The 6,540-nt window shown below is 55.2% G+C and carries 8 protein-coding genes and 1 pseudogene; 4 read left to right on the top strand and 5 right to left on the bottom strand.

The annotated features are described in order from the left end of the window. The coding region (locus tag AACT07_RS22075) for a sigma factor-like helix-turn-helix DNA-binding protein (protein WP_290438966.1) at positions 1 to 344 on the top strand (344 nt) is incomplete at its 5' end. 52 nt (positions 345 to 396) lie between these two features. On the opposite strand, the gene AACT07_RS22080 is transcribed toward AACT07_RS22075, so the two are convergent. Then, complete coding sequence (locus tag AACT07_RS22080; protein ID WP_069530063.1) at positions 397 to 675, bottom strand: DUF4179 domain-containing protein; 279 nt, start codon at positions 673 to 675, stop codon at positions 397 to 399. Between the two features lie 244 nt (positions 676 to 919). Here AACT07_RS22080 and AACT07_RS22085 point away from each other — a divergent pair, with 244 nt between their 5' ends. The 3 genes from AACT07_RS22085 (at position 920) to AACT07_RS22095 (ending at position 3,724) form a co-directional block, all read left to right on the top strand. Continuing rightward, a complete protein-coding gene (locus AACT07_RS22085) occupies positions 920 to 2,356 on the top strand; it encodes a glutathione synthase (RefSeq protein WP_069530064.1) in 1,437 nt (478 codons plus the stop codon). Positions 2,357 to 2,478: 122 nt separating this feature from the next. Further along, positions 2,479 to 3,480 (top strand): permease, encoded by a 1,002-nt coding sequence (locus AACT07_RS22090; RefSeq protein ID WP_069530065.1) that lies wholly within the window; start codon positions 2,479 to 2,481, stop codon positions 3,478 to 3,480. A 13-nt stretch (positions 3,481 to 3,493) separates the two neighbouring features. After that, complete coding sequence (locus tag AACT07_RS22095; RefSeq protein WP_069530066.1) at positions 3,494 to 3,724, top strand: thioredoxin family protein; 231 nt, start codon at positions 3,494 to 3,496, stop codon at positions 3,722 to 3,724. Positions 3,725 to 3,762: 38 nt separating this feature from the next. On the opposite strand, the gene AACT07_RS22100 is transcribed toward AACT07_RS22095, so the two are convergent. From AACT07_RS22100 to AACT07_RS22115, 4 genes and pseudogenes are all read right to left on the bottom strand, one after another. Next, entirely contained in the window at positions 3,763 to 4,407 is a 645-nt protein-coding gene (locus AACT07_RS22100; RefSeq protein ID WP_253182292.1) for a universal stress protein, read from the bottom strand. Then, entirely contained in the window at positions 4,335 to 4,607 is a 273-nt protein-coding gene (locus tag AACT07_RS22105) for a universal stress protein (protein WP_339373788.1), read from the bottom strand. Before AACT07_RS22105 ends, AACT07_RS22100 begins: the two co-directional genes overlap by 73 nt. 19 nt (positions 4,608 to 4,626) lie before the next feature. Further along, positions 4,627 to 5,613 (bottom strand): annotated as a pseudogene (locus tag AACT07_RS22110) (SulP family inorganic anion transporter); the annotation flags it as partial. Between the two features lie 9 nt (positions 5,614 to 5,622). Next, positions 5,623 to 6,476, bottom strand: a protein-coding gene (locus tag AACT07_RS22115) for an IS5 family transposase (protein WP_103261584.1) whose coding sequence is annotated in 2 segments (ribosomal slippage) — positions 5,623 to 6,134 and positions 6,134 to 6,476 — 855 coding nt in all. Because the reading frame shifts where the segments join, the coding sequence is not laid out codon by codon here. Positions 6,477 to 6,540 lie beyond the last annotated feature (64 nt).

The following is a 6,540-nucleotide window of genomic DNA, read 5'->3' on the forward strand; positions in this document are numbered from 1 at the left end:
CGGGACAGGTGATTGATAAAAGCCGCAGGCAACGCCCGTTGCTGCCACTCTCTGACGAGTTAGCCATGCAGCACAGTGAGCTCGATGCGGTCGATTCCTTGGCGGGCTGTTTGCCCAGAGTGCTGGAGAAGCTTGCCCAGTCTGACCGGGATATTCTCAGGCACTGTGATTTGGAGGGCATGAAGCAGGCGGACTATGCCGCCCGATACGGTTTGACCCTTGCCGCCGCCAAGTCGCGTCTGTTGCGAGCCAGGGAGCGCTTGCGTCAGCAGCTCTCTCTGGACTGTCAGGTCAGGTTGGATAGCTTGGGACGAGTCTGCTGTTTCACCCCTGCGGTGAAGTAAGCCATGAACGATGCTCAGCAAAAAGGCCAAGGTGTTCTCCTTGGCCTTTTCTTTATTTTTTCTTGGCTTCGGCCAGGTACTCATCCAGAGTTTCCTGGCTTGCAGCCTTGACCGTCATGCCATTGGGGCCTGCCCCGATATTGCTGAACTGTTTTGCCGGTTCGCCATGTTGCTTGAACTCTTCCAGCTCTGGCGAGCCTTCTTTAAAGACCCACAACCGCCCATCTTCCACTTCGGTGACAAAACCGGGCAGGTTGAATTCGCTCGCAAAGGCGGCGGTGCCAAGCAGACTAAAGCCCAGCAGGGCGGCGGAAGCGACGATTTTCTTCATGCTCATTTATCCATGTTGGTTGATTAATTTTTATTAATCATCGCCGGGGAGTATGACGAGAATATGACAGTACCCAGGTCAGGTTGGCGTAGGTCAGAAAATTAAAGAGCATCCTTTTCGCGGCTTGCACGTCCTCCTCGTAATGCGCTGCGCATAGTCTGATGAGGATATGAAAATCGCTGTGCGATATGAGGTTTGGGTAACCAAAACTTGAGGTTTGTAAGTCAATATTCAGGAGTAAGTGATGAGTTCTCTTGGCATTCAGAAAATCAGGGATGATTCAGTCGAGTGGGCATTAACCCACGGTGTCGCCTTTAAAGCGTCGCTCTATTCTGCCGTGCATACCCCGTTTACCCTGACGCCTACACCGATTAGCCGGGGAGACTACCAGCATTTGAAACGTGCGGCTCAGGCCTTGAGCAAGCTGATCTATGCCGTCTCTGAGGATCATGGTTTTTTATACGATGCCATTCACCCCATCACGGCAGGCGATCCCTTCTTCTCAGCCCTGCTCAGCATGCATCAACAGATACACTCATCAGCCACCAAGGCACCCCGGCTGCCACTGCTTATCATGCGCAGCGACTTTATGGACGACAAGCGAGATGGCCACAAGCTGGTCGAGTTCAATGGCATCGCCGCTGGTATGGGGCCATTTGGTCAGCGAATACATGAACTGCACCACTATCTGCAACGGCAATGGCCTGCTGAATATGCGCAGTTGTCACCCGAGGCAATGGGTGAGCTTGTTGGCAATGACGCCATTGAAGGATTATCAGCTGGCATTGCCGAGGCCACCTTCAAGATTAAGCGTGAGTTTGGCGACACTGGCCCTGCCAGGTTTCTGATGATTGTGCAGGAGCATGAAAACAATGTGTTTGATCAACACCTGTTTGAGCTGGCACTCCAGCGCAAAGGAATTGAGACCCAGCGCAGAACCTTTCGTGAACTGCATAATCGACTGAGCACGGGCTCCAACAACAGATTGACCCTCGATGGTGTCGGCCCCCTCGATACCGTCTACCTGCGGGCCGGATACCAATATTCGGATTATGAGGCAGCCGATCTCAACGAGCAGAGATGCTGTCAGGCGCTGATGGCGACCCGTGTATTGATTGAGCAACACAGAGTCGCCGTCAATGCCACGGTCGCCCAGCAATTAGCGACCAGCAAGCGAGTACAAATGCTGCTGTCGTGTTTGGGAGAAGAGGGATTCGCTGCATTTGGCTTGACCCCGCAAGACGCCGATACCGTGAGAGGTGTTCTGGGTGAGATGCATCCTGTTACCCCTGATAGCGCATGCTTTATCAAAACGGCCCCCTCCGATAGCTGGGTACTTAAAAACCAAGGGGAAGGCGGTGGGCATTGTCTGTTTGGGGCAGACATCCTGGCAAAATTGGAGACACTGGAGCCTCGGCAATATCAGGCCTGGGCATTGATGAGCCGATTGCATCCCGTTCCCAGACCGATGCCAGCCTGGATAGTGCGTAGAGGAGAGTTATATCGGGTGACGGATTTGATCAGTGAGCTGGGGATCTTCACTGTTCAGAGCGATGGCCATCCTGCCTGCGCGGAGCAGAGCTTTGCGGGATATCTCATTCGTAGCAAATCGGCCGAATCGACAGAAGGCGGTGTTCATAGCGGGCAAGGTGTCCTTGACTCGCTGGTATTCAGTGATTGATGGAGCAGAGTGCTGGGCTCAAACCATGAGATCACTGCGCTAGCAAAAAAAGACGGAAAATATGCGCATCCTTTGCTGACATGCAACGTCTTCTGGATAACACCGATGTTGATGGAGCCATTATGTTGCAGATTTTCACCGACCTCGCCAGTTGGCTGGTCTACGAGCAGTTGGGCCTGAACCCACAAACCAAGCTGGGGGATGCGCTGCATTTCTTCGTGGAGGATGTGAGCAAGATTTTTGCCCTACTGCTGGTCATGATCTATATCGTGGCCATGCTGCGGGCCTCCCTGAATGTCGAACGGGTGAGGGACTATCTGGCGGGCAAGCATAGAGGGTTGGGCTATCTCCTGGGCTCCGGCTTTGGTGCCATCACCCCCTTCTGCTCCTGTTCGAGTATCCCGGTATTCCTCGGCTTTACCTCAGCCGGTATCCCGCTCGGGATCACCATGGCCTTTCTCATCACCTCACCGCTTATCAACGAAGTGGCCGTTCTGTTGCTGGTCAGTCTGCTGGGCTGGAAGTTCACCCTGATTTACGTGGTGGTCGGCATGGCGGTTGGCATGCTGGGTGGGGCCTTTCTGGACAAGATCAAGGCCGAGCGCTGGCTGGCCGATTTTGCCGCCGAGGCCCTCAAGCAAGGGCAGCATCAGCAAGGTGATATCGTCCAGCCGCATGCCGATGCCCCGCGCCTCTCGCTGGCCAAGCGTCATGCCTTTGCCAAAGAGGAAACCCTCACCATCTTCAAACGGGTGTGGCTCTGGGTCATCGTCGGGGTCGGGCTCGGCGCCGCACTCCATGGCTTTGTCCCTGATGGCTGGCTTGCGGCTCACCTGGGGGCAGGCCAATGGTGGTCAGTTCCGGCTGCCGTGCTGATCGGCATTCCCCTCTACTCCAATGCGACTGGTGTGATCCCGGTGATGGAAAGCCTGATCGTCAACGGGCTACCCATCGGCACCACACTGGCGTTTTGCATGAGCACGGTGGCGGCCAGTTTTCCTGAATTTATTCTGCTCAAACAAGTGATGAAGTGGCAGTTACTGGGCACCTTGCTGCTGGTGCTGCTGGTCTCCTTCACGCTGGTTGGGTGGGTATTTAACTTCGTATCGCCGTTAATTTCTTGATGAGGAGTATGAGATGAAACATGTAAAAGTGCTGGGCATGGGCTGCGCCAACTGCAAGAACACCGTTCAACTGATCCAGCAGGTGGTGGATGAGCTGGGGGTCGAGATCCAGCTTGAGAAAGTCGAGTCCTTGCCCGAGATCATGAAGTACAAGGTGATGTCTACGCCAGCCGTCGTCATCGATGACAAGGTGGTACATGCAGGTGGGATCCCGGCCAGAGAGGCAGTGCAACGCTGGTTCTGATACGCGCAGGGGCGGGATGACCCGCCCCTGCTGCTTGATTACCTCAGCAATAACAGAGAGGTTTTGGCCGTTTTCAGTATGCCTGTGGTGGTGCTCCCCACGATGAACTGCCTGATCCGTGAGTGACCGTAAGCCCCCATCACAATAAGGTCGCAACCTACCTCTTCTGCATGCTGGCAAACAACTGGCACCACCTCTCCTTGCAGCAGCATTGCTTCAACTCTGATACCTGCACTTTTCAACACCTGTTTGGCTTGAGCCAGCTGGCGTTCATACTCGTCACTCGGTTCGGCAACCATAACCAGCTCACACTCCAGCCCCTTGAGCAGTGGACTGCTTGCGATCAACTCCAGTACCTTCTTGGCGGTCGGGCTGGCGTCATAGGCAAACAGGAAGCGACTTGGGGCCTGAAAGCCTGGCTGCACAACCATGATGGGATTAGCCAGGGTACGGATGGCGCTCTCGATATTGCTACCAATCAGTTCGTGGGCATGGGCCGTGCCCTGCTTACCCATGATCAATATCCGCATATCGGATGAGAGTTCCTGGGTCGTCTCTACCAGTTGGCCGTGGCGTTGCAGGGTCTCGATCGCTGTCATGCCCAAGTCAGCTAGATACACCTTGCCGCTGTTGAGTAACACCCGTCCCCGTTCATGGGCGAGACGGCTGCGTTGGTGATCCAACTCGGCGAGCTCCTTGAGCAGATGCTCGCGACTGCCAAGTCCGATGTTGCCGGAGAGATCGGCCGCCCTTCAAACTCGTTCTTTTCCATTACGTGCAGCAGAGTGATAGGTAGCCCAGTGTTGGTAGCGGCCCATGCCGCTGCATCACACACGGCTGTCATGGCTGGGGAGCCATCAATACAGGCAAAAATGTTTGTCATGATAAGTTCCTTCTTGTGATCAGTGGCCAGCCAGCAGCTTTTCAACTTCTTCCGGTTTGTCGTGTACCCCGAAGCGGTCGACTATGGTGGCACTGGCCTCGTTGAGACCGATGATCTCCACCTCGGTTCCCTCGCGGCGGAACTTGATGACCACCTTGTCCAGTGCGGTGACGGCGGTGATGTCCCAGAAATGGGCGTGGGTGAGGTCGATCACCACTTTCTCAACCACCTCCTTGAAATCAAATCCGGCAAAGAACTGCTCGGCACTGGCGAAGAACACCTGTCCGCGAACCAGATAGGTGCGCACTTCTCCATGGAGTTCGCTGTCGCTCTTGACCAGCATGAAGCGGGCAACCTTGTTGGCAAAGAACAAGGAGGCGAGCAGCACCCCGACAAATACCCCAAGTGCCAGGTTATGGGTAGCGACCACTACCGCCACCGTTGCAACCATCACGATATTGGTAGAGAGAGGGTGCTTTTTTAGATTGCGAAGTGAATCCCAGGAGAACGTCCCGATAGAAACCATGATCATCACGGCTACCAGGGCCGCCATGGGGATTTGGCGGATCCACTCATCCATGAAGACCACCATCAGGATGAGCAGGGTGCCTGCAACAAAGGTGGAGAGGCGGCCACGGCCACCGGATTTGATGTTGATGATGGACTGACCAATCATGGCGCAGCCCGCCATGCCACCCATCAGGCCCGCGCCGATATTGGCGATCCCCTGGCCCTTGCACTCGCGATTGCGGTCGCTGCTGGTATCGGTCAGGTCATCGACAATGGCCGCCGTCATCATGGATTCGAGCAGACCGACCACGGCCAGACCTGCGGAATATGGGAAGATGATGGCCAGTGTTTCCAGATTGAGCGGCACTTCCGGCCACAGGAAGATAGGCAGGGTATCGGGCAGCTCGCCCATGTCGCCCACGGTGCGGATATCGATACCCATGGTGATGGCCACTGCCGTCAGGAGCACGATGCAGAGCAGCGGAGAAGGCACTAGGCTGTGTTCTCAAAATGCTGGTTTTCTGTCCACACATAACTCGCGCAAGTAGCGAAGGCAGAAAGCCAGTTTGATAAAGGCTGCAAAACTCTTGGCTAGCTTTTCATATCTCGTTGAAAACCGGCGAAACTTCTTCAACCAACCGAAGCACCGCTCCACGACATTGCGCCTGCGGTAATGCACCTTGTCCAGTACCAATGGACGCCCCTTATGGCGCCGTTGCTGGTCGCTGCGTTGCGGAATGACCGCTTTTATCCTTCTCCGCCGTAGCTCGGCTCGAAAGGCTTTGCTGCTATAGGCCTTGTCTGCGGCAAGATGCGCTGGCCGTGTTCGGTAGCGACCTGATGACGTTGGTATCCTCGCCATGGCCAACGCGCTTGTTGCATAGCTGATTTCTGCTGATTGCCCCGGTGACAGGCAGAAGCTCAGTGGTAAGCCATGACCGTCCGTGACCAAGTGAATTTTGCTGCCGAAACCTCCCCGCGAACGGCCAAGGGCTTGATTCATTGAGGTGTTTTTTTACGTGCACCGGCAGCATCTTTGGATGCTCTGACATTGGAGCCGTCCAGGCACCACAGGTCGAAATCGATGAGCCCTTCTTCATTGAGCTTGAGTTGCAGCGCTTCCAGAATGGCATCAATCCGGCCTGCATCCTGCCAACGCCGGAAGGTGTTGTAGACCGAATTCCATGGTCCGAAACGTTCTGGAAGGTCTCGCCAAGGAGCTCCGGTGTGGAGTATCCAGAGAATGCCATCGAGCACTTGGCGCGGTTCACGGGTAGGGCGCCCGATCAGGCTTCGAGAAGGAAACTGGGGCTCGATAAGCCCCCATTGTGCATCAGTCAGCTGATAACGGCGGGACACGGAATGGATCTTAAGCTGTTGAGAAGATGTGAGATTATATCTTCATCACTTTAAGAACACAGCC

This window comes from Aeromonas sp. ANP5 (assembly GCF_963870295.1).
Taxonomy (GTDB): Bacteria; Pseudomonadota; Gammaproteobacteria; order Enterobacterales; family Aeromonadaceae; genus Aeromonas; species Aeromonas veronii.